22 protein-coding genes are annotated in these 24,869 nt (G+C 71.2%); 8 read left to right on the top strand and 14 right to left on the bottom strand.

The window, feature by feature from the left end:
* Positions 1 to 128: 128 nt before the first annotated feature.
* From AB0I94_RS23285 to AB0I94_RS23275, 3 genes are read right to left on the bottom strand one after another with little or no spacing between them, the layout of a single operon-like run.
* Positions 129 to 1,352 carry an FAD-dependent oxidoreductase gene (locus AB0I94_RS23285; RefSeq protein WP_363311528.1) on the bottom strand — a complete coding sequence of 408 codons (1,224 nt, stop codon included), beginning with the start codon at positions 1,350 to 1,352 and terminating at the stop codon, positions 129 to 131.
* Positions 1,349 to 2,800, bottom strand: coding sequence for an FAD-dependent oxidoreductase (locus AB0I94_RS23280; RefSeq protein ID WP_363311527.1), 1,452 nt, complete (start codon positions 2,798 to 2,800; stop codon positions 1,349 to 1,351). The genes AB0I94_RS23285 and AB0I94_RS23280 overlap by 4 nt, the downstream gene beginning before the upstream one ends.
* Positions 2,797 to 4,269 carry an FGGY family carbohydrate kinase gene (locus AB0I94_RS23275; protein ID WP_363311526.1) on the bottom strand — a complete coding sequence of 491 codons (1,473 nt, stop codon included), beginning with the start codon at positions 4,267 to 4,269 and terminating at the stop codon, positions 2,797 to 2,799. Before AB0I94_RS23275 ends, AB0I94_RS23280 begins: the two co-directional genes overlap by 4 nt.
* 239 nt (positions 4,270 to 4,508) lie before the next feature.
* On the opposite strand from AB0I94_RS23275, the gene AB0I94_RS23270 reads away from it, so the two are divergent.
* Positions 4,509 to 5,501: a hypothetical protein gene (locus tag AB0I94_RS23270; protein ID WP_363311525.1), complete on the top strand. Its 993-nt coding sequence runs from the start codon at positions 4,509 to 4,511 to the stop codon at positions 5,499 to 5,501.
* A gap of 81 nt (positions 5,502 to 5,582) precedes the next feature.
* A complete protein-coding gene (locus tag AB0I94_RS23265) occupies positions 5,583 to 7,112 on the top strand; it encodes an amino acid permease (RefSeq protein WP_363311524.1) in 1,530 nt (509 codons plus the stop codon).
* A gap of 34 nt (positions 7,113 to 7,146) precedes the next feature.
* On the opposite strand, the gene AB0I94_RS23260 is transcribed toward AB0I94_RS23265, so the two are convergent.
* From AB0I94_RS23260 to AB0I94_RS23245, 4 genes are all read right to left on the bottom strand, one after another.
* Complete coding sequence (locus AB0I94_RS23260) at positions 7,147 to 7,701, bottom strand: GNAT family protein (protein ID WP_363311523.1); 555 nt, start codon at positions 7,699 to 7,701, stop codon at positions 7,147 to 7,149.
* Between the two features lie 83 nt (positions 7,702 to 7,784).
* The gene (locus tag AB0I94_RS23255; RefSeq protein ID WP_363311522.1) at positions 7,785 to 8,525 is read right to left on the bottom strand and encodes an SDR family oxidoreductase; all 741 of its coding nucleotides are present in this window, start codon (positions 8,523 to 8,525) and stop codon (positions 7,785 to 7,787) included.
* A gap of 166 nt (positions 8,526 to 8,691) precedes the next feature.
* Positions 8,692 to 9,579: an NAD(P)H-binding protein gene (locus AB0I94_RS23250; RefSeq protein WP_363311521.1), complete on the bottom strand. Its 888-nt coding sequence runs from the start codon at positions 9,577 to 9,579 to the stop codon at positions 8,692 to 8,694.
* Positions 9,580 to 9,620: 41 nt separating this feature from the next.
* A complete protein-coding gene (locus tag AB0I94_RS23245) occupies positions 9,621 to 10,661 on the bottom strand; it encodes a saccharopine dehydrogenase NADP-binding domain-containing protein (RefSeq protein ID WP_363311520.1) in 1,041 nt (346 codons plus the stop codon).
* 82 nt (positions 10,662 to 10,743) lie between these two features.
* On the opposite strand from AB0I94_RS23245, the gene AB0I94_RS23240 reads away from it, so the two are divergent.
* Entirely contained in the window at positions 10,744 to 11,367 is a 624-nt protein-coding gene (locus AB0I94_RS23240; protein ID WP_363311519.1) for a TetR/AcrR family transcriptional regulator, read from the top strand.
* On the opposite strand, the gene AB0I94_RS23235 is transcribed toward AB0I94_RS23240, so the two are convergent.
* Positions 11,364 to 12,725 carry a radical SAM protein gene (locus tag AB0I94_RS23235; RefSeq protein ID WP_363311518.1) on the bottom strand — a complete coding sequence of 454 codons (1,362 nt, stop codon included), beginning with the start codon at positions 12,723 to 12,725 and terminating at the stop codon, positions 11,364 to 11,366. The two genes, AB0I94_RS23240 and AB0I94_RS23235, sit on opposite strands and share 4 nt — an antisense overlap.
* Before the next feature lie 231 nt (positions 12,726 to 12,956).
* Here AB0I94_RS23235 and AB0I94_RS23230 point away from each other — a divergent pair, with 231 nt between their 5' ends.
* A complete protein-coding gene (locus AB0I94_RS23230; RefSeq protein WP_363311517.1) occupies positions 12,957 to 14,369 on the top strand; it encodes a CAP domain-containing protein in 1,413 nt (470 codons plus the stop codon).
* 239 nt (positions 14,370 to 14,608) lie between these two features.
* Here AB0I94_RS23230 and AB0I94_RS23225 read toward each other — a convergent pair whose 3' ends face one another.
* From AB0I94_RS23225 to AB0I94_RS23200, 6 genes are all read right to left on the bottom strand, one after another.
* Positions 14,609 to 15,619 carry a Gfo/Idh/MocA family oxidoreductase gene (locus AB0I94_RS23225; RefSeq protein WP_363311516.1) on the bottom strand — a complete coding sequence of 337 codons (1,011 nt, stop codon included), beginning with the start codon at positions 15,617 to 15,619 and terminating at the stop codon, positions 14,609 to 14,611.
* On the bottom strand, positions 15,616 to 16,665 hold the full coding sequence (locus tag AB0I94_RS23220) for a Gfo/Idh/MocA family oxidoreductase (protein WP_363311515.1): 1,050 nt from the start codon (positions 16,663 to 16,665) through the stop codon (positions 15,616 to 15,618). Before AB0I94_RS23220 ends, AB0I94_RS23225 begins: the two co-directional genes overlap by 4 nt.
* 49 nt (positions 16,666 to 16,714) lie before the next feature.
* On the bottom strand, positions 16,715 to 17,557 hold the full coding sequence (locus AB0I94_RS23215; RefSeq protein ID WP_363311513.1) for a carbohydrate ABC transporter permease: 843 nt from the start codon (positions 17,555 to 17,557) through the stop codon (positions 16,715 to 16,717).
* Positions 17,550 to 18,494 carry a sugar ABC transporter permease gene (locus tag AB0I94_RS23210; protein WP_363311512.1) on the bottom strand — a complete coding sequence of 315 codons (945 nt, stop codon included), beginning with the start codon at positions 18,492 to 18,494 and terminating at the stop codon, positions 17,550 to 17,552. Before AB0I94_RS23210 ends, AB0I94_RS23215 begins: the two co-directional genes overlap by 8 nt.
* Complete coding sequence (locus tag AB0I94_RS23205; RefSeq protein WP_363311511.1) at positions 18,494 to 19,750, bottom strand: sugar ABC transporter substrate-binding protein; 1,257 nt, start codon at positions 19,748 to 19,750, stop codon at positions 18,494 to 18,496. The genes AB0I94_RS23210 and AB0I94_RS23205 overlap by 1 nt, the downstream gene beginning before the upstream one ends.
* A 74-nt stretch (positions 19,751 to 19,824) precedes the next feature.
* Positions 19,825 to 20,961: an ROK family transcriptional regulator gene (locus AB0I94_RS23200; protein ID WP_363311510.1), complete on the bottom strand. Its 1,137-nt coding sequence runs from the start codon at positions 20,959 to 20,961 to the stop codon at positions 19,825 to 19,827.
* A 349-nt stretch (positions 20,962 to 21,310) separates the two neighbouring features.
* Here AB0I94_RS23200 and AB0I94_RS23195 point away from each other — a divergent pair, with 349 nt between their 5' ends.
* From AB0I94_RS23195 to AB0I94_RS23180, 4 genes are all read left to right on the top strand, one after another.
* On the top strand, positions 21,311 to 22,405 hold the full coding sequence (locus tag AB0I94_RS23195) for a mechanosensitive ion channel family protein (RefSeq protein WP_363311509.1): 1,095 nt from the start codon (positions 21,311 to 21,313) through the stop codon (positions 22,403 to 22,405).
* 80 nt (positions 22,406 to 22,485) lie between these two features.
* On the top strand, positions 22,486 to 23,436 hold the full coding sequence (locus AB0I94_RS23190; RefSeq protein ID WP_363311616.1) for an ABC transporter ATP-binding protein: 951 nt from the start codon (positions 22,486 to 22,488) through the stop codon (positions 23,434 to 23,436).
* Complete coding sequence (locus AB0I94_RS23185; protein ID WP_363311508.1) at positions 23,433 to 24,413, top strand: ABC transporter permease; 981 nt, start codon at positions 23,433 to 23,435, stop codon at positions 24,411 to 24,413. Before AB0I94_RS23190 ends, AB0I94_RS23185 begins: the two co-directional genes overlap by 4 nt.
* 47 nt (positions 24,414 to 24,460) lie before the next feature.
* Positions 24,461 to 24,865, top strand: a complete 405-nt coding sequence (locus tag AB0I94_RS23180; protein WP_363311615.1) for a GntR family transcriptional regulator — start codon at positions 24,461 to 24,463, stop codon at positions 24,863 to 24,865.
* Positions 24,866 to 24,869 lie beyond the last annotated feature (4 nt).

Below are 24,869 nucleotides of genomic sequence, written 5' to 3'. Positions count from 1 at the left end.
CCTCAATCTCCCCCAGACTCCGTCCTGGGGGCCCCAGGGGCTGAATTTTCAGCCCCTCCGGCGATTGAGGAGGGCCCTCGCGCCGAGCGAGTTTTCGGGAAGGGGTGGGGTTGGGGACTAAAAGGGCCCTACCCGACGCTCACCCGCACCGGACCGCCCCCCGCATCCACCCTCCCGGCCCAACCCCCCGAGAGATACACCCCCTGATTGGGCAGCACCCTCCGCCGCACCCGTTGCTGGTACAAACGCCGCCCGTCCTGCGTCACCACCAGGAGAGGCCAGACCACCGCCTCCTCCGTCCGCAGGACGAAGCGGCCGGCGGGGGTGCCCGGCGCGAGACGGTTCGGCGCCACCCAGCGCAGAGGGGCGTCGACCACCAGCGGCACCGCGTCGCCAGGCCACCCCGCGTCCCCGAGATGCCTCCCCACCGAACCCGCGACCCGCACCCCCTCCCCCGCCGCCACCGGCGCCGGCTCCACCGCGTGGATCCCGCTGCCCACCGCGAAGACACCCGGGGACGCGGTGCGGAACGAAGCGTCCACCGCCGGGCCCCGCGTTCCGGGGTCCAGGAGCACTCCCCCGCGCCGAGCCAGCTCGTGGTCGGGAACGAAGTCCCCGGTGAACACCACCGTGTCGCAGGCGAGCACGGTCTCCCGTCCGTCCCCGCGCCGCAGCCGCACTCCCGAAAGGCGCCCGCGGCCGAGGAGCTCGGCGACCACCGCCCCGGTGAGCAGCGGCACCGGAGGGACCCCGAGCCGGGCAGCCGCGGCCCGGCCCCGGCCCACCTGGGCCCGCGCCTCCTCCGTGACGAGCGCGACGACCTCCACGCCAGCGCGCCGCAGCGCGGACAGTGCCGCGTAGCTCACCGGCTCCGCCCCCACCACGACCGCCCGGGTCCCGATCTCCTGCCGGTAGATGTTGACCGCCTGCTGCAACTCCCCCGTGGTGAACACCCCCGCCGGGCGCGTCCCCGGCACGAGCCGCGCCGCCCGTGGCCGCTCCCGCGCGCCCGTGGCCAGGACCACGGCGCGCGCGGTGATCCGCTCCAGGCCGTGCGGACCCGTCGTGTCCACGGACAGCGGCCCGGCCCAGCCGGTGGCGCTCACCCCGGTCCGCACGGCCGCTCCGGCGCCGAGCGCGGCTTCGACGAGGCTCTCCGCGTACCGCGGTCCCGTCACTCCCCACCGCCCGAATCCGCCGTGGTGGCAGTGGCGCGGCACCCCGCCGGCGCGCGCCTCCCGTTCCAGGACCTCCACCGTGCCCGCGCGCGAAGCGGCGAGACGCGCGGCGGCGGCGAGTCCCGCGGGGCCCGCGCCCACGACGAGTACGTCCACACCGCGCTGCCGCCTCATCGCGCCGCCCCGGTCTCGCCCCAGCCGTCGAAGAGTTCGCGTACCGCGGCCCCGCAGTAGAACCCCTGGCAGCGCCCGCCCCGCGCACGCGTCCGCCGCCGCAGTCCGTCCAGTGATCCGGGCGGTACGGTGCTGATGAGTGCGTCCCTGATCTCCCCGCGGGTCACGCGCTCGCAGTGGCAGACGATGCTGCCGTAGGCGGGGTCGGTCGCGATGAGGTCGGCCCGCTGGTAGGGACGGGGGAAGGCCTCCCCGAGGTTCGGCATGCGCACCGGGTCCAGGTCACCGGCGGCCGTCGGGTCGAGGTCGAGGTCGGTGCCAGCGGTCTCGGCGAGCAGGGCGACGACGTACTCCGCGATCGCCATGGATGCGGTGAGGCCCGTGGACCGGATGCCGCCGACGGTGATGCACCGCTCCTTGGGTGAACTGTGGATCTGGTAGTCGTCGTGCTCGGTGGCCGCCCGCAGCCCGGCGTACACCGCGGTGACTTCCTCGTCCAGCAGCGCGGGCAGGATGCGTCGGCCCTTCGCGCGCAGGCCGGCAAGACCGTCCTCGGTCGTGCCGGTCGCCCGCTTGTCGTCCAACTCCTCGGCGGTGGGGCCGAGAAGGACGTTCCCGTACACGGTCGGCGCCACGAGGACGCCCTTGCCGAGCGCCGTCGGCACGGGCAGCAGGATGTGGCTGACCAGGTCACGGGCGAGCTTGTCGAAGACGATGAGCTGGCCGCGGCGCGGGGTCACGGTGAACTCGCCGCGCCCGAGCAGCCGCCGGTCGAGCGCGTCGGCGTGCAGACCCGCGGCGTTGATGAGATAGCGGGTGCGTACGACACCGCGGGGCGTGGTCAGTTCGTGGCGTGCGCCGCCGTCCGGTGACCGCGACGAAACAGCCTCCCGCACCTCGCAGTTGAGGTGCAGGTCCACACCCCCGCGCACGGCTTGGGTGGCGTACGCGAGTGTCGTCGTCCAGGGGCAGATGAGGGACTCGCCGGGGACGTCGAGCGCGCCGAGCACACCCTCGCCCAGGTGCGGTTCGCGGGCCCGGACCTCGTCGGCGCCGATGATGCGGGCCTCGCCATATCCGTTGCGCTCCGCCTTCTTCAACAGGCCGGGGAGCGCCGTGAGTTGCTCCTCGTCCCAGGCGATGAGCAGCGCCCCGACGGGTTCGACCGGGATGCCCGACTCGGCCGCGTACGCGGACAGTCGTCGGCTGCCCTCGCGTACGAGGCGGGCCTCCAGGGAGCCCGGCACGGCGTCGAAACCGGTGTGCAGGATCGCGGTGTTGGCCTTCGACGTGCCGTCTCCCACGTCGCCGGAGGCTTCCACCAGGGCGACCCGGAGGTGGTGGTGCCCGGCCAGTTCCCTGGCGATGGCCGAGCCGACCACTCCGGCGCCGACGACGGTCACGTCGTAGGGCTCGGACGGCAGCGGGCCCTGGGTGGTGACGCTCATGACGAGGGGGCGGGCGCGCGGTCGAGGAGGGCGTCGACCGCCGCGCGGAACCCCCCGAGGCGTTCGGCGGCCCGCGTGGCGTCGATCTTCGGCTCGTACACGGCGGCGGGCCGCCACCGGGGGACGGCGTCGCGCACCGTGAGCTTCGGGTCCAGGCCCATGCGGGCGACGGCCCCCACACCGAGGGCGGTGACATCGGGCAGTGCCGATACCTCCACGGGGAGTTGGAGGAGGTCGGCCTGCGTCTGCATCAAGAGGGCCGAGCGCGTCAGACCGCCGTCGACGCGCAGGCTCGTCAGGGGCTCGCCCAGGTCGGCGGCCACGGCGTCGGCGAGGGAGACCACCTGGGCCGCGACGCCCTCGCACAGGGCGCGGACCAGATGGCCGGGGACCGTGTCGAGGCCGAGTCCGGTGATCGAGCCGCGCAGGTCGCCGCGCCACCAGGGCGCCGCAAGTCCGGCGAGCGCGGGCACGAAGGTGACGCCGCCCGCGTCCGCCACCGATGAGCCCACCAGGTCGAGGTCCGCCGCCCCTTCGATCACGCCGAGGTCCGCGAGCCAGCGGACGGCGGACGCCGCCGTGTAGACCTGTCCGTCGAGGCAGTAGCTGCTCTTCCCCGCCAGCCGCCAGGCGACGCAGCTCACCAGGCCGGAGTCGCCGCGGCGGGGGCGTGAGCCGGTCTGGGCGAGCAGGAACGCTCCGGTGCCGTAGGTGCACTTGGCGCTGCCCGGCTCGGTCACGTCCTGGGCGAGCAGCGCGGCCTGCTGGTCGACGAGCAGGCCGGTCAGCGGGAGCTCGGGCCCGAAGGCCTTCGTGATGCCGACCGGCCCCGCCGCGTCGACGACGCGCGGCAGCCGCTCGTCGGCGAGGCCGAAGACGTCAAGGGCGCGCGGTGACCACGTGACGTCGTCCAGGTCGAGGAGCTGGGTACGTCCGGCGGTCGCCGCGTCGGTGACGAACTCGCCGGTGAGCCGGTGGATCAGCCAGGCGTCGCTGGTGGTGACGGCACCCTCGCGGGTGAGGTGGCGGCGTATCCACGTCATCTTGGGCGCGGCGAAGTAGGGGTCGAGGGGGAGCCCTGTCAGCTTTCTCAATTCGGCGGCGTGCGGGGCGAGTTCCGTGCACAGGGGTTCCGCGCGCCTGTCCTGCCAGACGATCGCCTCGGTCAGCGGGCGGCCGGACGCGGGGTCCCAGGCGAGCACCGTCTCGCCCTGGTTGGCGAGACCGACCGCGGCGACCGGCTCCCCCGCGTCGGCCAGGGCGCGGCGTCCCGCGTCGACGACCGAGGCGAGAAGCGCCGCCGGATCGACCTCCACCCGGCCGCCGGGGAGGTGGCGCGGGCGTACGGGCGCGGCACCGGAACCGATCACGCCGCGTTCCGGACACAGGACGAGAGCCTTCGTTCCTGACGTGCCCTGGTCGATGGCGAGGACAGCCTCGCCGCGCGGTCCTCTGCCGTTGGTGATCACCGCGGAAGCCTGCTACAGCGTCCAGGAAGGCGTCAAGAGCCCCCGTTTCGGGCCGACGTCGACTGACTCTTTCTCAAATTGCTAACCGGCGCGCGGAGTTGAACACAAATCGATCCCAAAAGATCCACGAACTGCCCTGTGAACGGAAGTTGCAGCTCTACACTGACCGCCGAACAACATCACCGCGCCACCCGCGAGCCCACCACCTGTCCACCCCTCTCCTCCCCCACAGAGGATTCATGCCCACTCCGTCAGGCCGCCCCGTGTACCACCCGGCGGGCCACGACGAACAGTTGCGCGCCGTTCTCCAGGACCTCAAGACGGGTCGCTGGGTGTCGACGCGCACCCTGCTCGACTCGACCCCTGACTGGGGCCTGTGGACACAACGCACGCAGATCCTCGCCGCCGCCGTCGCCGGTTCCGATGTGATCAGGACCTGGCAGGCCGAGGAACCGCACAGCGCCGCGGCGTCCGTCCTGCACACCAGGGTCCTGGTCGAGCGGACACTGCGCGCACACCGCGCCGGACACCGCCACACCAACGAACTGTGGCGCGAGGCGGCAGCGGCGTGCGGAGCCACGATCGACGCCTCGCCCGAGGACCCCGTGCCGTGGGTCTGCCTGCTCGCCCTCGCGCAGCTCGACAAGGGGCAGCGCTGGGACGAGCACCGAGTGCCCGCCCCCGAGCCGATGCTGTTCCCCGGCCCCTGGCACCTCCTCGCCGAGGCCGACAAGCGTGACCCGGGCAACCGCGAGGCCTACCACCGGATGCTGCAGTTCGCCTACACCCGCCGCCCCGGAGGCCCTCTCACCGAGGCCGTCAACTTCGCTCACTGGGCGTCCGGTTCGGCACCCGCGGGCTCCGCGCTCCACCTACTGCCCCTGTATGTGCGCGTCGAGCGGTACCGCAAGGACGGCGGCGCCGAGCACGCCCTGGATCTGCACTGGATCGGGGAGGACGCGACCCGGTCCGCCGTGCGGGCACTGCACCTGTGGTTCGAGCACACGCGGCCCGCGGCGACCTCTCTCCTCGACCTCAGCCATCTGGCCCACGCGTTGTGGGGCGCACACCAATTCCCGGACGCGTCGCGCGTGTTCGAGGTGCTGGACCCCTTCTACACCGTGGCTCCGTGGACGTACCGCACGCGCTCGCCCGGCGACGCGGACGCGGCGGCCGAGGTGTTCATGCAGGCACGTACGCGCTGCCAGAGCGCCGTACGAGACCCGGGCTGAACACGCTCCTGGGTCCGCCCCCCCCCCTGAATCGGCACCACCCCGCTCCCCGATCCACCGCTCCCCGACGGAGGTACATCCGTGTCCCGCACCACCTGGTCGAGTCCCGACTCGACCGCGGCCCCACTGCCCGACGAGGAACAGCGGCTCAGGGAGCTCGGCTACCAGCCGGTCCTGGCACGCCGGATGGGCGGCTTCGGCAACTTCGCCATCAGCTTCTCCGTCATTTCGATCCTCTCCGGCTGCATGACCCTGTACGGCTTCGGGCTCGGCACCGGCGGCCCGGCCGTGATGCTCTGGGGCTGGGCGGGCGTCGGCCTCTTCGTGCTCTGCGTGGGCATGGCGCTCGCCGAGGTCACCAGCGCGTACCCGACGTCGGGCGCCCTCTACTACATGGCCGACCGGCTCGGCGGCCGGCGCTGGGGCTGGTACACGGGCTGGCTGAACCTGCTGGGCCTGCTCGGCGCGATCGCGGGCATCGACTACGGCGCGGCGCTCTTCTCCGGCGCGTTCCTGAACCTGAAGTTCGGCTTCACGCCGACGCCCGAGAAGACCTTCCTGATCTTCCTCTGCATCCTGCTGCTGCACGCCGTCCTGAACCTCTTCAACGTACGTCTGGTCAGTCTGCTCAACTCGATCAGCGTGTGGTGGCACGTGGGCGGTGTCGCGGTGATCGTGGGCGTCCTCGCGATCGTGCCGGACCACCACCAGTCGCCGGGGTTCGTCTTCGGTGAGTTCGTCAACGACACCGGCTGGGACAACCCGCTCTACGTCACGGCGATCGGCCTGCTCCTCGCGCAGTACACCTTCAGCGGGTACGACGCGTCCGCGCACCTCTCGGAGGAGACCTCCAACGCCTCGGTGACCGCGGCGCGCGGCATCGTGCGTGCCATCTGGGCGTCCTGGATAGCCGGTTTCGTCCTGCTGGCCGGGCTGACGTTCGCGATCCAGGACTACGCGGGCACCCAGAACACCGAGACGGGCGTACCGCCGGCGCAGATCATGATCGATGCCATCGGTGAGTCAGGTGCGACGGCCCTGCTGCTCATCGTGATCGTCGCGCAGCTGTTCTGCGGCAACGCCGAGACGGCGGCAGCCAGCCGGATGGTGTTCGCGTTCAGCCGCGACAACGCGCTGCCCGGGTCAAAGATCTGGCGCAAGGTCAGCTCCCGCACCCAGGTGCCGGTGCCCGCGGTGTGGCTCTCGGTCGGTCTCGCCGCGGTCATCGCCCTGCCGTCCCTGTACTCGACGACCGCGTACACGGCCGTGACCGCCATCAACGTCATCGGGATCACGCCCGCGTACGCCATCCCGATCTTCCTGCGGCTGCGGGCGGGCGACCGTTTCCAGCCGGGCCCGTGGAACCTGGGCCGCTGGAGCAGGCCCATCGGCTGGGTCGCGGTGGTCTGGGTGGCGTTCGTGACGGTCCTGTTCTGCCTGCCGCAGGTCTCGCCGGTGACGGTCGGCTCCATGAACTACGCGTCGATCGCGCTCGCCGTGGTGCTGACTCTCGCCACGGTGTGGTGGTTCGTGGCGCGGCGCTCCTACAGCACACCGTCGGCGTACGGGTCGGAGCGGGAGCAGGCGGAGATCGCGGAGGACATCGTCTAGGTGAAGCCCCTTATGGGACCCCTTGTGGGGCCCGTTATGGGCAGCGGTCGTTGAGGATCCGCTGGAAGAGCCGGTGGTCGCGCCAGGCGCCGTTGATGTGCAGGTACTCCGGCGCGACACCGAACTCCTCGAAGCCGCACTTGGCCAGGACCCGCTGGGAAGGCACGTTGTCGAGGAGGGTGCCCGCCTCGACGCGGTGCAGGCCGAGCTCCGCGTCGGCGAACACGCAGGCCTGCGTGACGGCGGCGGTGGCGAGGCCGCGGCCGATGTGGTCGACGCCGATCCAGTAGCCGAGGACTCCGCTGCGGAAAGGGCCCAGGGAGATGTTCGACAAAGTGACCGAGCCGACCATCTCCCCCGCACGGTCGAGCACCCAGGGTGCCGTCCGCCCGGCCCTGCACTCCTCCAGCTGGCTCCGGAGCCGGGCGGCCTGCGCCTGCGAGGTGAAGTAGTCCTCGGGCCGGGTCGGCTCCCACGGCTCCAGGTGGGCGCGGCTGCGCACGCGCGCGCGGGCGAGGCCGCCCGCGTCCTCCGGCGTGGCGGGGCGCATGACGACGTCGGGCGCGATGCGGGCGGATTCGGTGATCATGCGCCAAGCGTAGGGACTGTGGCGGCCGGGCGTGCCCGTTGGCTCGCGCCGACCCGCTCACCTTCCGCCCGCCACTCGCAGGCTCACCTTCCGCCCGCCACCCGCAGGATGGTGCCGGTCGCATACGACGCCTGGTCGGAGAGCAGCCAGGCGACGGCCGCCGCGATCTCATCGGGGTGGCCCGAACGCCCCAGGGGGATGCCCGCCGCGAGCTTCGCCGGGCGCTCGGGGTCCGAGTGGAACTCGGTCCAGATCACGCCGGGCGCGACCGCGTTGACACGGATGCCGTCCGCCGCGACCTCCTTCGAAAGGCCGACGGTCATCGTGTCGACGGCTCCCTTGGCGGCGGCGTAGTGGACGTATTCGCCCGGAGCGCCGAGGGTGGCCGCCGCGGAGGAGATGTTCACGATGCCGCCGCCGAGGCCCGTCCGCTTCATGTCGCGGATCGCGCGGCGCGCGCAGAGGAGGTAGCCGAGTACGTTCACGTCGAGTGCGCGGCGCATGGCGGCGACGTCGGCCTCCGCGAGGGGGCCCACCGGGGCGCCGATCCCGGCGTTGTTCACCAGGCCCGTGACCGGGCCGAGTTCGGCGGCGGCCTCGAAGAGGCGGTCGACGTCCGCCTCATCGGCGGTGTCCATCCGGACGGTCACACAGCGGACGCCCGCGCCTGTCGCGCGGACGGTCTCGGCCACCTTCTCCGCCGCCTCGGCGTCGGAGTGGTAGCCGATGGCGATGTGGTGGCCGTCCTTGGCGAGACGGGACGAGATGGCCGCGCCGATGCCGCGGCTGCCGCCGGTCACTGCCGTGACGGGGTGTTGCTGCACGTGATCCTCCGGAGGTACGGGTGGACGGGGTCGCCGTTTGATCGATCATTCCTCAACCCCGGCCCTTCCCGAAAGCCGTGCTCGCACCGCGGACGTACCGGCGGCTCCGCCCCGGACCTGCCAGGGCCAGAGCCAGGGCCGGGAAAAGTACCGCCGGACGCGGATCTCAGCCCCGGCGCTCCCGCACGAACTCCCGCAGCGTCCCCGGCGCCCTCCCCCCGAACCGCTCGATCGACGGCGTCACCTCGTACAGCTCATGGTGTGAGCCGATGAGGCGGAACAGCTCCCACAGCTTGTCCAGGTGGGCCACCACGTGCGCGTCCCCGTACAGGGACATCGCCCGCTCCCGCCACTCCCCCGGCGCCATGTCCGCGTACTTCAGGCCGCCGCCGAAGGCCTCCACCACCTCGGCCACGGAAAGCACCTGGCCCGTCAGCAGCACCACGGGGTCCGGGCACGACGGCATCGGATCGGCGAGCAGTCCCGCGCCCACCCGCGCCACGTCCTCCCCCGCGATCAGCGGGAGCACCGTGTCCAGGGAGCCGAGCGGCATCGCGAGTTCGTGGCCGCCGCCCGCCCGTACCAGGAAGTCCAGGTTCTCGAAGAAGACCCCGGCACGCAGGTGCACCGCCCCGACCCCCGCCCAGTCGAAGACCTCCTCGGCGACCCAGTGCTGCCGCATCCGTGGTGTTCCCGCGTCCGGGGCCGCCGCCAGCTGGGACACCTCGACGACGCGTTCGAGGCCCGCGCGCCGGGCGGCGGCCGCGAACGCGCCGGTCGCCTCCAGCAGGCCGTCGGTCACCGGATAGGTGAAGAAGGCGCGGCGCACACCCCGCACCGCGGCGAGCACGTCCCCGATCTCGCGCAGGTCCCCGACGACCACCTCCGCGCCCATGGCCCGCAGCGCGGCGGCACGCTCGTCGTCGGTGCGCACGAGGGCACGTACCGCCTGGCCGCGATCGAGCAGCAGCCGCACGACATGACGGCCGGTGGAACCCTGTTGGCCGCCCGCGGCCCCGGTGACGAGGACCGGTTCGTCGGTCGTTGAAGACATGGAAGACATCCCAGGCGTCGAAGGGGTCGAAGGCATCCCGCTCACCCCTCTCCACGCCGCAGCGTCAGCGTGAACGCGCCCCGGCGTTCCAGATCCCGCAGGAAGGGCTCCGCCGGGAACGCCTCCCCGGGTGCGAGGACCCCGGTCTTCGTAGGGCCCCTCCCTTCCACGATCCGCATCGCGCCCTCCACCGAGGCGAGCGCTCCGGCCCGCCACAGGTCGTGGCCCGTCAACTGCCCTGCCACACTGCCCCCTTCCCACATCGCCTGGACGGCGATGGTGAAGTCGGTCTCCGCCCGTTCGGCCGCACCGATGTGCTCGCTCTCGAACGCCTCCTCGGCCTCGAAGGCGCTGGTACTGAGCATCAAGTCGACGGTGCGGACCGGGACATGGCGCGGCACCGTCACGACCTCGCTCGACGGGAACGGCGCGATCATCGAGCGTGGGCCGAGCGGAGGCGGGAAGGGGAAGACGGCATTGCGGGGTTCCACGTAGCCCGCGTGCAGGACACCGCCGTCGAAGGTGAGGCGTTCGGTCTCGGCGAACAGGTGGCTCGCGGTGTTCTTGGCGCCGGTGGTCAGCCGCCAGCCGCTCACCGCGTACGCGACGACGATCCGGTCGATGCCCGCGATGCCGTCCGACACCGCTCCCGCCAGGAGGTCGCCGAGGCCGCCGTAGAAACTGAGTCCGGGGATCATGACGGCGCCGGTGCGCTGCGCCGCGCCCTGCGCGGTGTCGAAGACGCCTTTCACGTGATGGGGTTCGAGAGCGTGGTCGATGTAGTGACAGCCGGCTTCCGCGGCAGCGGCGGCGACGGGCGCGCCGGTGATCGCGAAGGGGCCCGCGCACTGGATGAGCACGTCGGCCGCGGTCATCACCTCGCGCAGGGACGTGGCGTCGTCGACGGAGGCGGTGCTGGTCCGTACCCGCTGCCCCGCTTCGAGTTCGTCGGCCAGCGCCCGTAACGCGTCGGTGTCGCGGCCGACCAGCAGCAACTCCGCGTCTCTGGCGAGGAGTTCCGCCGCCACGAGGCGTCCGGTGTGGCCATAGGCTCCGTAGATTGCGAAGAGCGGCTTTGTCATGCTCAACTCTCTTTCATACCGGAGGTATGCAACTGGTGCGGAACCTACGTACCCTGAGTATGTTCGTCAAGAGGAGCCGACCGTGATTCCCTCAGCGCCCTCAGCGCGGCCAACTGCCCGCCGTACACAGGCGGAGCGCTCCGACGCGACCACCGCGCAGCTGATCACCGCGGCGCAACAGCTCTTCGGCCGGGGCGGGTACGCGACGACCTCGATCGTCGCCGTGGCAGCCGCCGCCGGGGTCACCAAGGGCGCGGCCTACCACCACTTCCGGGGCAAGGCTGACCTCTTCCACGCGGTGTTCGTCCGTGAACAGCAGGAGATCGCGGCGGAGTTGGAGCGCGCGGCGGCACAGGAGTCCGACGCGTGGTCCGCGCTGCGGCGCGGCTGCCGCCGCTTCCTGGAGCACTGCCTCGACCCGGGGTTCCGGCGGATCGTGCTGCTCGACGCGCCCGCGGTCCTCGGCTGGGAGACCGTCCGCGAGATCGAATACGCCCATACGCTACGGGTGTTGACCGGCGGGATGCGTGCGGCCGCGGCCGCGGGGCACTTCGGCGGCGGGGATCTGGGCGTGCGCTGCCAGATGATGTTCGGCGCGCTGTGCGAGGCGGGCATGCTCCTCGCCCGCTCGCCCGACCCGGCCTCCGCCCTCACCTCGGTGACGGCGGAGGCCGAACGACTCCTTTCGGCGCTGGCCGCGCCCTAGCTCGCCACCGTTTCGCCGGCTTCCTCGGCCGCCTCGTCCGGGGCCAGGCTGTCCATGAAGGACGAGACGGAGAAGACCGCGCGCCCCGGCCCCGCGGGACCGTAACCGGGCGGCGAGGTGAGGCCGTTGGCCTCCATCGTCGCGCGGTACGCCTCAAGCAGCCGCACGTGGTACTCCAGCGGCGCGCCCTGCGGATTCGCCTTGCCCAGGGGTGTCGTGGGCTCCGGGCACCATGTGGTGAAGCGGGGCGTGATGCCGCGCGACATGAAGTACTGCAGTCCCTCGACGGTGGAGTCGATGGCCTCGCCGACCGTCTTGAATCCGAACGGCTCCGCCATCTCCACGCCCGCCACGAAGTTCGGGATCACGTTGCGCGGTCCGAAGACCTCGGCGGAGTCCAGGATGCGGCGGTGCCACTCGTCACGGCCGACGTAGCGCTCCTTGCCGGGGCAGTAGCGCTCGAAGAGATAGGGGTCCCACACCTCGTAGTTCGGGTGGTAGATCCGCACGCCGTAGTCGTGGAAGCGCTGTACGTCCGCCTTGGGCAGGGCCTGCGCGACGACCTTGCCGATCCAGCGGCCCGGGAAGCGCTCCTCGATGGCCTTCGCGTACTGCCCGTAGAAGTCGGCCTCGTCCTTGCCGCCGATCTGCGAGGTGATGGCACCGCCGGTGAGCGTGTAAGCGGTGGAGGACTTCGCGGTGTCGTACTTGTCGATGATGGCGAGGGCTTCGAGGACCTCGTCCATCGGCTTCACGCCCGTGTAGGGGCGGCCCGCCGCCTTCTGCTGGCGCCAGTTGTGGTTGATGTCGCAGTACTGGCACTCCTCCTTGGCGCCGAAGTACTGGCAGACCCGGAAGACCGTCAGATAGATCAGGTAGCCCCACTGGATGGTGGGCGCCACCTCCATCACGGACTTGCCGTTCTCAAGGGTGTGCCGGTAGTAGTCCGGCATCGGCGGCAGGCCCACGTCGGAGATGCGTACGCCGTCCAGGTAGAGGCCGAGTACGCCGTGGTCGTCAGCGGCGACGCGGTACGGCGATGAGGGGTTCACGCGGACCGAGACGACCGTGCGGCGCAGGTCGTACGGCCCACCGGTGAGGACGATCTCCTCGGGCGGGCGGCGCAGGGCGGCGGCGCCGAGCTCTGGCAGGGTGCTGTGGTCGAAGGAGAAGATGAAGTACGACTTCGGCTTGACCTCGCCGGAAGCTTCGTTGGCGGTATCACTGAGCGCGGACTCGTCGAACGCCATCCCGCCCCTGAGCAGGTCCTCCTTGATCACCGCCTCTCGCGGCACCTGCGGGAACCGCTCCATGAGTCCCTCTACGAGCTGGGTACGGCTCTCGCTGCGGCTTGCCATCTGCCGGGCACCTCGGATCCTGTCGGTGAATTGTGCTTTCCCGTGACCCCCACGCTAATACGCGGCTTTTCGGGCGCGGATCCGCCTCCGGTCTCAGCCGCCCTCCGCCTTGCGGCGGTGCCTCTGCCCTGAGGTGGTGCCTCTGCCTCGAAGCGGTGCTTCCGGCGCCGTGTGCCCCGGTCTGTGACCCTGGCGGGAACCTGGAGGCGCCGCCCTCGCGTTGTTCCTTGCATGAACGAGCTGGTTGCCGGGGGGAACGTGCCGCTGCCGGACGGTGCCGTCACCCTCCGGGTGCCCGGTCCCTTCGACCTGTCCGTGATCGTCACGGGTGACAGCGGGAAGGTCGCGGGCGACGCCGACTTCGTCTTCTACAACCAGCCCGCCACCGCAGGCGCCCGGCTGCAGGGCGACACGGTCACGGTCGACGGGCGGCGTCTGCGTGCGGGTGCGAGCCGCGTCACCGTGGCCGTGAGCCCCGCCGAACCGGGCACGCCCCTGGGCCGCCTTCCTCGCATAGCGCTCCAGGTGCACGGGCCCGGCGGTCGGCTGGTGACGCGTTTCACACCGCCGCGTCCCGACCGCGAGACGGTGCTGCTGCTGGCGGAGATCTACCGCCGCGGCGCGGGGTGGAAGCTCCGGGCGCTCGGTCAGGGGTACGCGGACGGGCTCGCCGGGGTGGCGCGCGACTTCGGGGTGGACGTGGCGGAGGACGAAGCCACGCGGCCGTCGGCGGGTGGTCCGGTGGCGGCCGGTGCCGGTCCAACGCCGCGGGCCACCCCTGCCGGCGTGCCGCAGCCTTACCGCCCCTCCCATCCCTCCCGCCCCTCTCCGGGCCTCCCGGCCGTGGCGCCCTCCGGTGCGCCCGCCCCCGGTGACGGATTCCTCCCGCTGGTCAACGCCGCGCGGGCTTCGGCAGGCGCGCCTCCCGTCTCCCTCGACGCCCGGCTGACCGCCGCCGCGGGCGCGCATGCCGCCGGGATGGCGGCGCGGGCCACGCTCAGCTCGCAGCACCCGGACGGCACGTCCCTCTACCAGCGCGTCGTCGCCGGTGGGTACGCGTATCTGGCCATCGGCGAGCAGTTGGTCTCCGGGCCGCGCTCGCCCGCCGACTTCGTGGAGTACTGCCTCTCCGGCGAGGAGTCCGGGCGGACGGTGCGAAGCCGCACGTACACGCACGTCGGGGTGGCCTGCGCCGCCGGCGCGCGCTCCGGCGATGTCTACTGGACGGCGTTGTGGGCCACCCCGTTCAGCAGGCAGGGCCTCGCGGAGTGGGCGTCGGCCGTGCTCCGTCTCACCAACGCCGAACGGACGGCCGCGGGTCTGCGCCCCCTCGCCTCCGATCCGCTCCTCACCGTGGCGGCGCAGGGCCACAGCGCGGACATGATCGCCCGTGCCTTCTACTCCCACACCTCGCCCGACGGCGGTGAACCCTGGCACCGCGCGTCCGCCGCGGGCAGCACGCACCGCGCGATCGGCGAGAACATCGCCTGCGGTCAGCGCACGCCCGCCGAGGTGGTGGACGGCTGGATGAACAGCCCCGGCCACCGGGCCAACATCCTCAAGCCGTCCTTCACCCACCTCGGCGTCGGCTTCGCGGGCGGCGGCTCGGCGGGCACGTACTGGACACAGCTGTTCGGCGGCTGAGAAGCCGGCGGCTGCACCCACCCCTGACCGGCCACAACACGCACCGGACGCCACCTGCCCACGCATCGGGCGGCGTACGAGGCGGGTACGTCCACGAGGCAGGCACGCCCCCGAGCGGCACCTGCATACGCACGGCCACCCCACCGCCCGACAGACAGCAACTTCGCCCGACACTTCACCGAACACAGCCGCACGACAAAGGAAAACCGGCAAGCGGCCGCGTCCCTTCGCCTCCCCGCTCAGCCCACCGCCACCGGCGCCCCGCTCCGGGCCGACGCGTAGCCCGCCGTCACGATCTTCAACGTCCGCAGGCCGCCCTCCCCATCCGCCACGTCCATGCCGCCCTCACCCGGGCCGTACAGGAAGGCCCGCAGCATCCGTTCGTCCAGGTCGGCGCCGAAGGGCAGTTCGAGCCCCTGCCGGTGGCGTTCGCTGTAGCCGTGGACCGACTGGTCGAAGGCGTCCATCTCCAGGGTCGCCCGCTCGCCGACCACGGTGAGTTCGAGCCCGCCCCAGGAGTGGTGCGAGCGGGGGTGCGACCAGCTGCAGTCGATCGTGGCCACCGAGCCGTTGTCGTAGGTCACGGTGACCAGACCGCTGGTCTCGGCGTCGACCTCGCCCTCGTACATGCGGTTGTTCGTCTGGGCGTACACGTCGACGGGGCGGGCATCGGCGAACAGGTCGTCCAGCAGGTCGGCTATGTGGACGGTGTGGTCCATCAGAGCCCCGCCGCCCGCGAGTTCGGGGTCGGCGAACCAGCGCCGCGAGCTCGGCATGGAGCCGTTGTTCGCGCCGGACACGGTCAGCACCCGGCCCGCCTCTCCGGAGGCGACCGCCGCCTTGACGGCCGCGTACGCCGGGCTGAAGCGGACCGGAAAGGCGACCGCGAGCCGCACGCCGGCCTCCCGGCACGCCGCGAGCATCGCCTCGCCGTCCTCGACCGTCGTGGCCAGCGGCTTCTCGCACAGGACGTCCACGCCGCGGGACGCGGCGAGCTCCACGAGCGGGCGGTGGCGCGCGTTCTCGGAGCAGACGATCACCGCGTCCGGGCCCCACGCGAAGGCTTCCTCGTACGTCTCGGCGTACGCGACCCCCCTCTCCTCGGCGAACGCGCGTCCCCGCACCTCACCGGGCGCGGCCGACCCGCTGTCCGGATCGCTGCCGATCACCTCGACACCCGGCATCCGGGCGAGCAGCCGCAGGTACCCGGCCGCGTGGACGTGGGCGAACGACAGAACGGCGACCTTCATCGCGTGACCTCCTGGATTCCCGTCCGGACCGCGTGAGCCCGGCTCGCTGCGATCTCGACGGCGCGGCCCGTACGGCTCGACTCGACGGCGGCCTCGGCGACCCGCACCGCCTCGATGCCGTCCCGCGCGCTCACGCGCGGTTCCGCGCCGCCCTCCTCCCAGGAAGCCGCGAACTCCCGCAGCTCGGAGAGGTAGGGGCTCTCCGTCATCCGGCTCGAGGGGATGCCCTCGTTGGCCGCGCGCACCCCCTGCGCGGTGATCCGGTAGCCGGGCACGGACGTGGAGTCGTGCCGCAGCAGCCCGTCGCCGCCCGCGACGCGGAACGTCGTACGGAACTGCTGGTCCGGAAGGCCCCAGAGGCCGGTGATGTGACTGATCGCTCCGGATGCGTGGGTGAGGACGGCGGTCGCCGACACGACCTCGGCCCGGGCGCCGCCCGTGGCGTGCTCGACGCCCCGCGTCTGCGCGTGCACGCGGACCACGTCGCCCGCGACCCAGCGGGCGATGTCGATGTCGTGCACCATCAGGTCCATGATGACGCCGCCGGACTTGGCGGGGTCCGCGAACCAGGGCGCCCACTGCGGCCGCGCCCCGCCGCGCGTGAACCGCAGCACCGCGAGGTCACCCAGCTCACCTCGCTCGACCGCTTGTCGCATCGCCGCGTACGCCGGGAAGTACCGCACGACGTGCGCGGGGTGCAGCCGGACGCCCGCCGCTTCGGCGGCTGCCGCGATCTCCTCGGCGTCCACCGCGCTCAAGGCCAGGGGCTTCTCGCAGATGACGTGGCGGCCCGCCGCGACGGCCGCGAGGGCGAGTTCCTTGTGGGTCGGGGTGGGCGTGCAGATGTCGACGGCCGTGCACTCCGAGAGCAGGTGGCCGAGGTCCGCCGCCGCGGTGACCTCGCGGCCCGCGTACTCGGCGGCGAGCTTCTCCGCCGAGCCGTCGACGGTGTAGACGCTGACGCGCGCACCCAGTTCCAGCCAGCCGGGGAGATGGGCGCGGGCGATGCCGCCCGCCCCGATCAGGCCGATGTGAAGCGGTCGCATGAAGGGAGATACCTTTCCTGGTGCCTGGCAGGGGACGGCTGCTGGGGGATCAGCTCTTGGAGCCGGTGAGCGCGACGCTCTGTACGAAGTGCCGCTGCAGGAAGACGTAGACGAGGAGCATGGGCAGGCTCGCTATGAGCGAACCGGCCATCATCACGGGGTAGTTGGTCTCGAACTGACCCTCCAGCGAGGTCAGTCCGGCGCTGATGGGCATCTTCTCCGGGTCGGTGTTGACGATCAGCGGCCACAGGAGGTCGTTCCACGACCACATCGCGGTGATGACGGCGAGCGCGGCGAGCGCGGGCCGCACCAGCGGCAGCATGATCGACCAGAAGACACGGAACGAACCTGCGCCGTCGATCCGCGCGGCCTCCTCCAGCTCCTTGGGGAGGGTGAGGAAGAACTGACGCAGCATGAAGGTCCCGAACGCGCTGAACATGCCCGGCAGGAACAGGGCGGGCGCCGAGTTGAGCAGGCCGAGCCGCTGGATGATGTCGTACTGCGGCAGGACGAGCAGCGAGCTCGGCACCATGAGGACGGACAGGAACAGCGCGAACAGGACGTTGCGGCCCCGGAACTGCATGCGCGCGAAGGCATAGGCGGCGAGCGAGCAGAACACCAGCTGTCCGACCGTGCGCCCCACGGTGTTGAAGACGCTGTTGAACAGCATGTCCCGGAACGGCAGCGCGGTGAAGACCTCTTCGAAGCTCGACCAGTTCCAGGTGTCGGGCAGGAAGGTCGGCGGCACCTTTGCCGTCTCGGCGAGGGACTTGGCCGCGGTGAGCAGTTGCCACAGGAAGGGGAAGACCATCACCAGGGCGCCGAGCGAGAGCGCGGCGTGGGTGGCGACCGAACCGGCATTGACACGCCGACGGGGCGAGGACTTACGCATAGTGCACCCACCTCTTCTGCAGCCTGAACTGCACCAGCGTCAGCGCCGCGATGATCAGCATGAGCAGGAAGGCCAGTGCGGCGGCGGCGCCCTGTGCGTTCTCGACGAAGGCCCATTTGTAGAAGAGGCTCACCACGGACTGGGTGTCGCCGATCGCCGGATTCTTCTCGGCCATCATGATGTAGATCAGGTCGAAGGTCTGCAGCGAGTTGATCATGCAGATGATGGACGCGAAGAAGATCGTCGGACTGAGCAGCGGCAGCGTGATCGTGAAGAAGCGGCGCAGCGGCCCGGCGCCGTCCAGCTCGGCGGCTTCGTAGTAGTCCTGTGGGATGCCCTTGATGCCCGCCATGAAGATGATCAAGTAGTAGCCGGTGGTCGACCAGACCATCACGGTGCCGATCGCGTAGACCGCGGTCGAGGGGTCGGAGACCCAGTAGCGGCGGTCCGCGCCGAACCACTCGAAGACTTCGTTGATCAGTCCGTAGTCGCCGTTGTAGAGCCAGTTCCAGACGAGACCGACGGCGACGGGCAGCGTGACGAACGGGATGAAGTACAGGGCGCGGTAGACGGGGACGCCACGCAGCCCGCGCCGGTTGAGCAGGGCCGCGACACCGATCGCGAGCGGCAGGGCGAGCAGCCCGATGACGCAGTAGATCAGGGTGTTGCCGAGCGCCTGCCAGGCGGTGACGTCCTTGAGGACGCGGACGTAGTTGTCCGTGCCGATCCAGGTGTTGCCGCCGAACGTCCCGAACTCGGTGAAGCTGTAGTAGAAGGTCTGGAGCAGCGGCCAGAAGTAGAAGACGGCGAAGCCGATGCCGAGCGGCGCGATGAAGAGGTAAGCGGCGCGCTGGGTGGGCGACTTGGGCGCGGCGGCGGACACGGACCTGCTGCGGCTGGATTTCTTCGCGGCCGCCGTGGAGGGAAAGACGCTCATCATGCGCGCTCCCCCTTCAGGGCTCGGTCCATCTGCTCGCCCAGGGTGCGTGCGGCGCTCTCGACGCCGCCCTTTCCGCTGAACGCGGCGCCCAGGAGGGGGTATTGGAGGTTCTCCCAGACCGCGGTGTTCTTCGAGCTCGGGTACGGCACGGCGTACTCCTGCATCTCGATGAAGTGCTTCAGGTCGAACTCGGGCATCGACTTGAGCCAGGCGTCCTGCGTCCCCTCGTACGAGGAGATGGTGATGCCCGCCGCCGCTTGGATCTCGGCGGCCTTGCGGCCCGCCATGAAGTGGACGAACTTCCAGGCCGCCGCCTTCTTCCGGCTCTTGGCGGAGATGACGTTGGCGAGGCCGTGGATGATCGTGGCGCGCTCGCGCCCCTTGGGCAGGACGGTGACGCCACCGTGGTCCTTGATCGCGGGAAGAGCGTGATACTGCCCCGCGAACGCGGATATCTCGTAGACCATGGCGGCCTTCTCCGACCAGAAGCGGTTGCGCGCCTTGGACTCGACCATCGCGCTCTGCGGCGGTGACCAGCCGCGGTCGATCATGTCGGTCCAGTAGCGCAGGCCCTCGATGGAGCGCTCGTCGCCGAAGCCGGACTTCCCGTCCTCGAGGACGTAGCCGCCCGCTCCGTGAATGGCGGGGTAGAGCTGGCACTGGCGGTCCATCTCGGCGGCCATGCCGTGTACGCGCTCTCGCGGGTTGGTGAGTTCGGCGGCGGCGTCGCGCACGTCGTCCCAAGTCCACGTGGTGTCCGGGTACTTGATGCCGGCCTTGTCGAAGAGCGCTTTGTTGTACCAGAGGCCGATGGTGTCGAAGTCCTTCGGTATGCCGTACTGCGTGCCCTGGTAGGCGTAGATCTTCACGAGCGACTCGGGATGGCGTTCCACGGGCGTCCGGTCGCTCTTGATGTGGCCGCTCAGGGGTTCCAGGACGCCGCTGGACGCGTACAGCTGGAGATTGACGGCGTTCATCCAGAACACGTCGGGCGCCGTGCCGCCGCGCATCGACGTCTTGAGGGTGGTCCAGTAGCTCGACCAGGGCGTGAGCTCCATGCGCACGGATATGCCGGGGTTCTCCTTCTCGAAGGCGTCGATCACCTTCTGCAGCCCCGGCACCTGGGCCACGTCCCACACTCCGTACGAGAGGGTGGTACGGCCACCGCTCCCCTTGCCGTCGTCGCTCTGGCCGGAGCAGGCGGCGAGCAGGGGCGCCGCCATCGCTCCGTACAGCAGAGTCCTCCTGCGCATGAGCGCCTCCTCCGCTTCCGGGCTGTCCTTGGGGGATCCTGGGGTCTTCGGGAGTTCTGGATCTCTTCGCGGTCCTACGGCGCCGCATCCGTCAGGAGATCGGATTCGACCTGGTCAAGTGCCTTGCGTACGGCGCCGATCGCGACACCTTGCTCGCCGAGCGTGCTCAGCGCGATGCGCGGCACGTGCAGGGTCAGCGGGCGCAGCCTGTCCTCGATCAGCGGCACGAGATGGCCGCCGAGGGGAGTCGCGCCGCCGGTGAGCACCACCAGCTCCGGGTCGACGGCGAGGGCCAGCGCGGCGATGCCCGGTGTGATGCGGTCGGCGAAGTCCGCGACGGCCGCCAGGGCGCTGGGGTCACCGGTGTCCGCGGCGCGGGCGAGTGCGGCCACCTCGGACTCGCCCGGACGCCGGTCGCCCTTCCACCCCAGCGCGTCCTGCGCGGTGTTCATGCCGAGCAGCGGCAGCAGGCCGAGCTCGCCGGCGCCGCCGCGCCGCCCCCGGTGCAGTCGACCGCCGATGGTGAGGCTGCACGCCACGCGGTGGCCGGTCAGGACGCAGACGACGTCGCTTGCGAGGGTGGCCGCGCCCTGCCAGCGCTCGGCGAGGACGGCGAGGTTCACGTCGTTCTCGACGAGGGTGTGCCCCGCCTCCCCGTCGGCGAGGAGCCGCCCGAGGTCGACGCCGGACCATTCGGGGATGACGCGGGAGGTGATGGTGGAGCCCGCGTCGACGACGCCGGGTACGCCCACGCAGCGGGCGAGGATGTCGTCGCGCCGTACGGAGTGCTCGTCCAGGAAGGCTTCGAGGCCCTCGCGCAGGAGATCGAGCCGTTGGGCTCCGCCCAGCTCCGGGTCGATGTCGTCGCGCCGCACGGCGAGCACCGTGCCGCCGAGATCGGCGAGGAGCAGCACCATCTTGTGCAGGCCGATGTCGGCGCCCACGACGCGGCCCGCCTCCACGCGGAAGCGGAAGCGCCGGGCGGGACGCCCCGGCGCGCGCTCGCTCTCGTCGCGCTCGGCCTCCCCCGCCCAGCCGTGCGCGGTCAGCTCCTCCACGGCGGATTCCACGGTGGGCCGGGAGAGTCCGGTGCCGGCGGCGAGCTCGGCGAGGGTCTGGGGGCTGCGGCGGTGCAGGGCACGCAGCACGACGGTGGTGTTCAGTCGGCGCAGTGAGGCGAGATCGTGCCCCCGTGTCCCGTTCCGCAACACTTCTTCACCTCATGTCGAGGCCAGGGCAGCCCTGTTGACCAGTGGGTCAACGGCCTCTCCCGGAGATTAGGGAGGAGACTTGCATATCTCCGGCCGCCCGGGAACCCCCTTCGCGGGGCCGGGGTCACGCCTCGCCCTCCTGATGGCACCTCAGGAAGCGGTCGTCCTCGCAACCTGAAGTCAGGTGATGCGGCGCGGGATGCCGGAGAGCGCCCCGGGCCCGGTGAGTTGAGGGCAAGCTGGGTGCGGGCCCCCGGCAACGGCGCCGTACCCATGGGGCAGGATGACGCTCGCGACGCCGGATGCGAACACATGTCCGGCGCGCCCGCACAACCTGGAGAAGGAACTGATGGAGCGAGCCCTCACATGGCACGACCTGATCACCGCCGGCATCGCGGTGGCCGCCGGCATCGCGGCGGGTCTGCTGCTGCGGATGATCCTGCGGTGGCTGGGCGAACGGGCCAGCAGGACCCGGTGGAGCGGCGATGACGTCCTCGTCGACGCCGTGCGCACGCTGGTCCCCTGCGCGGCGATCACCGCGGGCGCGGGCGTCGCCGCCGCCGCTCTTCCGCTCACCCCCAGGACCGGCCACAACGTCTCGATGACGCTGACCGCCCTGCTCGTCCTGGCCGCGACCCTGACTGCGGCCCGCGTGGTCACCCGCCTGGTGAAGTCCCTCGCGCAGTCCCGGTCGGGCGTCGCCGGCTCGGCGACGATCTTCGTCAACATCACCCGTGTCGTCGTGCTCGCGATGGGCTTCCTCGTCGTCCTGCAGACGCTCGGCGTCTCCATAGCCCCGATGCTCACGGCGCTCGGCGTGGGCGGACTCGCGGTGGCCCTGGCCCTCCAGGACACCCTGGCCAACCTCTTCGCGGGCGTCCACATCCTCGCCGCGAAGACGGTGCAGCCGGGCGACTACATCCGGCTCAGCAGCGGCGAGGAGGGCTACGTCGTCGACATCAACTGGCGCAACACGGTGGTGCGTCAGCTGTCGAACAACCTCGTCATCATCCCCAACGCCCAGCTCGCGGGCACCAACATGACCAACTTCAGCCGCCCCGAGCAGGACCTGTCCATCATGGTCCAGGTCGGTGTCAGCTACGACAGCGACCTGGAGCAGGTCGAGCGCGTCACGACCGAGGTCGTGGAGGACGTCATGAAGGACGTCGAAGGCGCCCTCCCCGACCATGAACCGGCCGTGCGTTTCCACACGTTCGGCGACTCCAGGATCAGCTTCACGGTGATCCTGGGCGTCGGCGAGTTCAGCGACCAGTACCGCATCAAGCACGAGTTCATCAAGCAGCTCCACCAGCGCTACCGCGCCGAGGGCATCCGGGTGCCCGCCCCGGTCAGGACGGTGAACGTGCAGCAGGGCGAGCTGCCGCCCGGCCTGATCCCGCACCAGCGCGAGGCCACGGCACCCACGACGAAGCCGGTGCCGTAGCGCCCTGTTTGACAGAGTCGGCGCGCCCAGATCATGATTCCATTAATTGTTTAATGGAATCGAGAGAGGCGCGCGTGGACATGACCCTTGCCGACCCCACCGAGGCCGTCGGACCCTTGGGCGCGACCGCGCTCGAGGCCCGTGGCCTGGGCAAGCGCTATCGCCGCGGCTGGGCGCTGCGCGACTGCTCCTTCCGGTTGCCCGCAGGACGGATCTGCGGTCTGGTGGGCCCCAACGGCGCCGGTAAGAGCACCCTGTTGGGGCTCGCGACCCGCCTGGTGACCCCGACCGAGGGCGATCTGCGTGTCTTCGGCGTGCCGGTGGACGACCCGGCCGCGATGCCCCGCTACGCGTTCCTCTCGCAGGACAAGCCGCTGTTCAAGCGGTTCACCGTGGCCGAGACGCTGCGCATGGGCAGCGAACTCAACCCCGGCTGGGACATGGCCGCCGCCGAACGGATCGTGCGCTCCGGCAACGTCCCGATGAACGCCAAGGTCGGCACGCTCTCCGGCGGCCAGCGCACCCGCGTCGCCTTCGCGCTCGCCTTCGGCAAGCGGCCCGATCTGCTGCTGCTGGACGAGCCGATGGCCGACCTCGACCCGCTGGCCCGGGACGAGATGAGCTCCCTGCTGATGTCGGAGGCCGTCGAACGCGGCACGACCGTGGTGATGTCCTCCCACATGCTGGCCGAGCTGGAGGACATGTGTGACTACCTCCTGGTCATCGCGGACGGCCGGCTGAGGATGGCGGGCGACACCGAGGAACTGGTCCCGGCCCACACCCTGGTGACCGGACTCGCACCCGACGGGATGCCGCCCGCGGACCTCGCCCCGCACACCGTGGTCGAATTCCGGCTCCAGGGGCGCCAGTTCCGTGCCCTCATCCGCCCCCGCGGCCCCCTGGCGCCGGACTGGGAGGTGTCCGAGCCGAGCCTGGAGGAAGTCCTGCTCGCCCACCTGCGCTCACCGGACGCGGAGCCGCTGTTCACCCGTGACGCACGTATCGAGACCGAGGGGATCGCCGCCGCATGAGCACCACCCTGACCGAGCAGCCGCGCACGGGGCAGCCCGCCAAGAAGCCCGGCCTGCTGCACGGGCTCACCTGGCTCGTCCTGCGCCAGCACCGCACCACCACGTGGATCATCGTCGGCCTGGTCGTGCTCGGCGCGGCCACGATCGTCTACGAACGCGGCGAGATGGCCGACATGCTCGCCCGGATGGGCTGGCCGGGCAAGGACGTCAGCCTGGAGTCGGCCCCGCAGAGTTACGAGTACGTCGCCGAGGCGCTTGGCGTCCTGCCCGTCGTCCTCGGCGTCTTCCTCGGCGCCCCGCTGATCGCGAGCGACCAGGAACACGGCACCGCGCAGCTGGTCACCACGCAGTCGGTGCCGCGCCGCCGCTGGCTCGCGGCCAAGCTGACCTGGTGCCTGTCGCTCGTCCTGGTGTCCACCGCCGTGCTCGCCACGCTGTTCTTCTGGTGGTGGGAGCCCTACCGCGGTCTCCTCCTGTCGGAATGGCTTTCGGGCTCGGTCTTCGACAACACGGGCCCCATGCTGACGGCGCTCTCCCTCTTCCTCACCACCAGCGGCATCGCGATCGGCATGCTGCTGCGCAGGGTGCTGCCGGCGATGCTGGCCACCTTCTTCTTCTCCGTGGCCGTACAGGTGGCCTGGGGCATGTTCCGTGACCAGCTCGCCACCCCGCGCCTGATCACCTGGCCGCTGAACGCCGACACGCCTGCCCTCGTCAACAGCAGCAGCGTGGTGGAGGCGGACCGCTGGATCGCGAGCGCGGACGGACAGCTCTACGGCTGGGGCATGTGCGCCGAGCAGACCGAGAAGGCCACGAACGCCTGCATCAAGGAGCACGGCATCGTGGACAACGTGGTCGAGTACTTCGGCTACGACCAGATGCCGGGCATGCAGTGGACCGGCGCCGCGCTGCTGCTCGGCGCCACCGCCGTCGTGGCGGTCTTCATCCTGTGGTGGGCCTCGCGGCGGCCCCTCTAGGACGCCGGTGACGGTACGTACGTAAAGTGTCCGTGAACCAGCAGAGAGTGGGGACAGTGGTCGAATTCCGCATCGACCGGCGCAGCGGCGTGGCCACGTACCTGCAGATCGTGCGACAGGTCGAACAGGCCCTGCGCATGGGCGCTTTGGTGGAGGGTGACCGGTTGCCCACCGCGGCCCAGGTCGCCGCGGCCACCAAGGTGAACCCGAACACGACGCTCAAGGCTTACCGCGAGCTGGAGCGCGCGGGCCTGGCCGAGGTCCGCCAGGGGGCGGGCACCTTCATCACCCGCTCACTCGCCAGCCCCCAGGCGGGGCCCGACTCGCCCCTGCAGACGGCCCTGACCCAGTGGATGGAGCAGGCGCGGTCGGCGGGGCTCACCGGGCAGGACGTCACCGCGCTGTTCGAGGCGGTGCACACGGCCACCTTCCGGGCAGACGCGGTCGGCTGAGCCA

This window comes from Streptomyces sp. NPDC050147 (assembly GCF_040660195.1).
Lineage (GTDB): Bacteria > Actinomycetota > Actinomycetes > Streptomycetales > Streptomycetaceae > Streptomyces.
Note: the sequence above shows the minus strand (reverse complement) of the source record. Positions and strands in the feature narration are given on the sequence as shown.

Coding starts and splice junctions, on each gene's coding strand:
- AB0I94_RS23285 (WP_363311528.1), bottom strand. CDS start 1,352: ATGAGGCGGCAGCGCGGTGTGGACGTACTCGTCGTGGGCGCGGGCCCC.
- AB0I94_RS23280 (WP_363311527.1), bottom strand. CDS start 2,800: ATGAGCGTCACCACCCAGGGCCCGCTGCCGTCCGAGCCCTACGACGTG.
- AB0I94_RS23270 (WP_363311525.1), top strand. CDS start 4,509: ATGCCCACTCCGTCAGGCCGCCCCGTGTACCACCCGGCGGGCCACGAC.
- AB0I94_RS23260 (WP_363311523.1), bottom strand. CDS start 7,701: ATGATCACCGAATCCGCCCGCATCGCGCCCGACGTCGTCATGCGCCCC.
- AB0I94_RS23250 (WP_363311521.1), bottom strand. CDS start 9,579: ATGTCTTCAACGACCGACGAACCGGTCCTCGTCACCGGGGCCGCGGGC.
- AB0I94_RS23245 (WP_363311520.1), bottom strand. CDS start 10,661: ATGACAAAGCCGCTCTTCGCAATCTACGGAGCCTATGGCCACACCGGA.
- AB0I94_RS23235 (WP_363311518.1), bottom strand. CDS start 12,725: ATGGCAAGCCGCAGCGAGAGCCGTACCCAGCTCGTAGAGGGACTCATG.
- AB0I94_RS23230 (WP_363311517.1), top strand. CDS start 12,957: ATGAACGAGCTGGTTGCCGGGGGGAACGTGCCGCTGCCGGACGGTGCC.
- AB0I94_RS23225 (WP_363311516.1), bottom strand. CDS start 15,619: ATGAAGGTCGCCGTTCTGTCGTTCGCCCACGTCCACGCGGCCGGGTAC.
- AB0I94_RS23220 (WP_363311515.1), bottom strand. CDS start 16,665: ATGCGACCGCTTCACATCGGCCTGATCGGGGCGGGCGGCATCGCCCGC.
- AB0I94_RS23215 (WP_363311513.1), bottom strand. CDS start 17,557: ATGCGTAAGTCCTCGCCCCGTCGGCGTGTCAATGCCGGTTCGGTCGCC.
- AB0I94_RS23210 (WP_363311512.1), bottom strand. CDS start 18,494: ATGAGCGTCTTTCCCTCCACGGCGGCCGCGAAGAAATCCAGCCGCAGC.
- AB0I94_RS23205 (WP_363311511.1), bottom strand. CDS start 19,750: ATGCGCAGGAGGACTCTGCTGTACGGAGCGATGGCGGCGCCCCTGCTC.
- AB0I94_RS23195 (WP_363311509.1), top strand. CDS start 21,311: ATGGAGCGAGCCCTCACATGGCACGACCTGATCACCGCCGGCATCGCG.
- AB0I94_RS23190 (WP_363311616.1), top strand. CDS start 22,486: ATGACCCTTGCCGACCCCACCGAGGCCGTCGGACCCTTGGGCGCGACC.
- AB0I94_RS23185 (WP_363311508.1), top strand. CDS start 23,433: ATGAGCACCACCCTGACCGAGCAGCCGCGCACGGGGCAGCCCGCCAAG.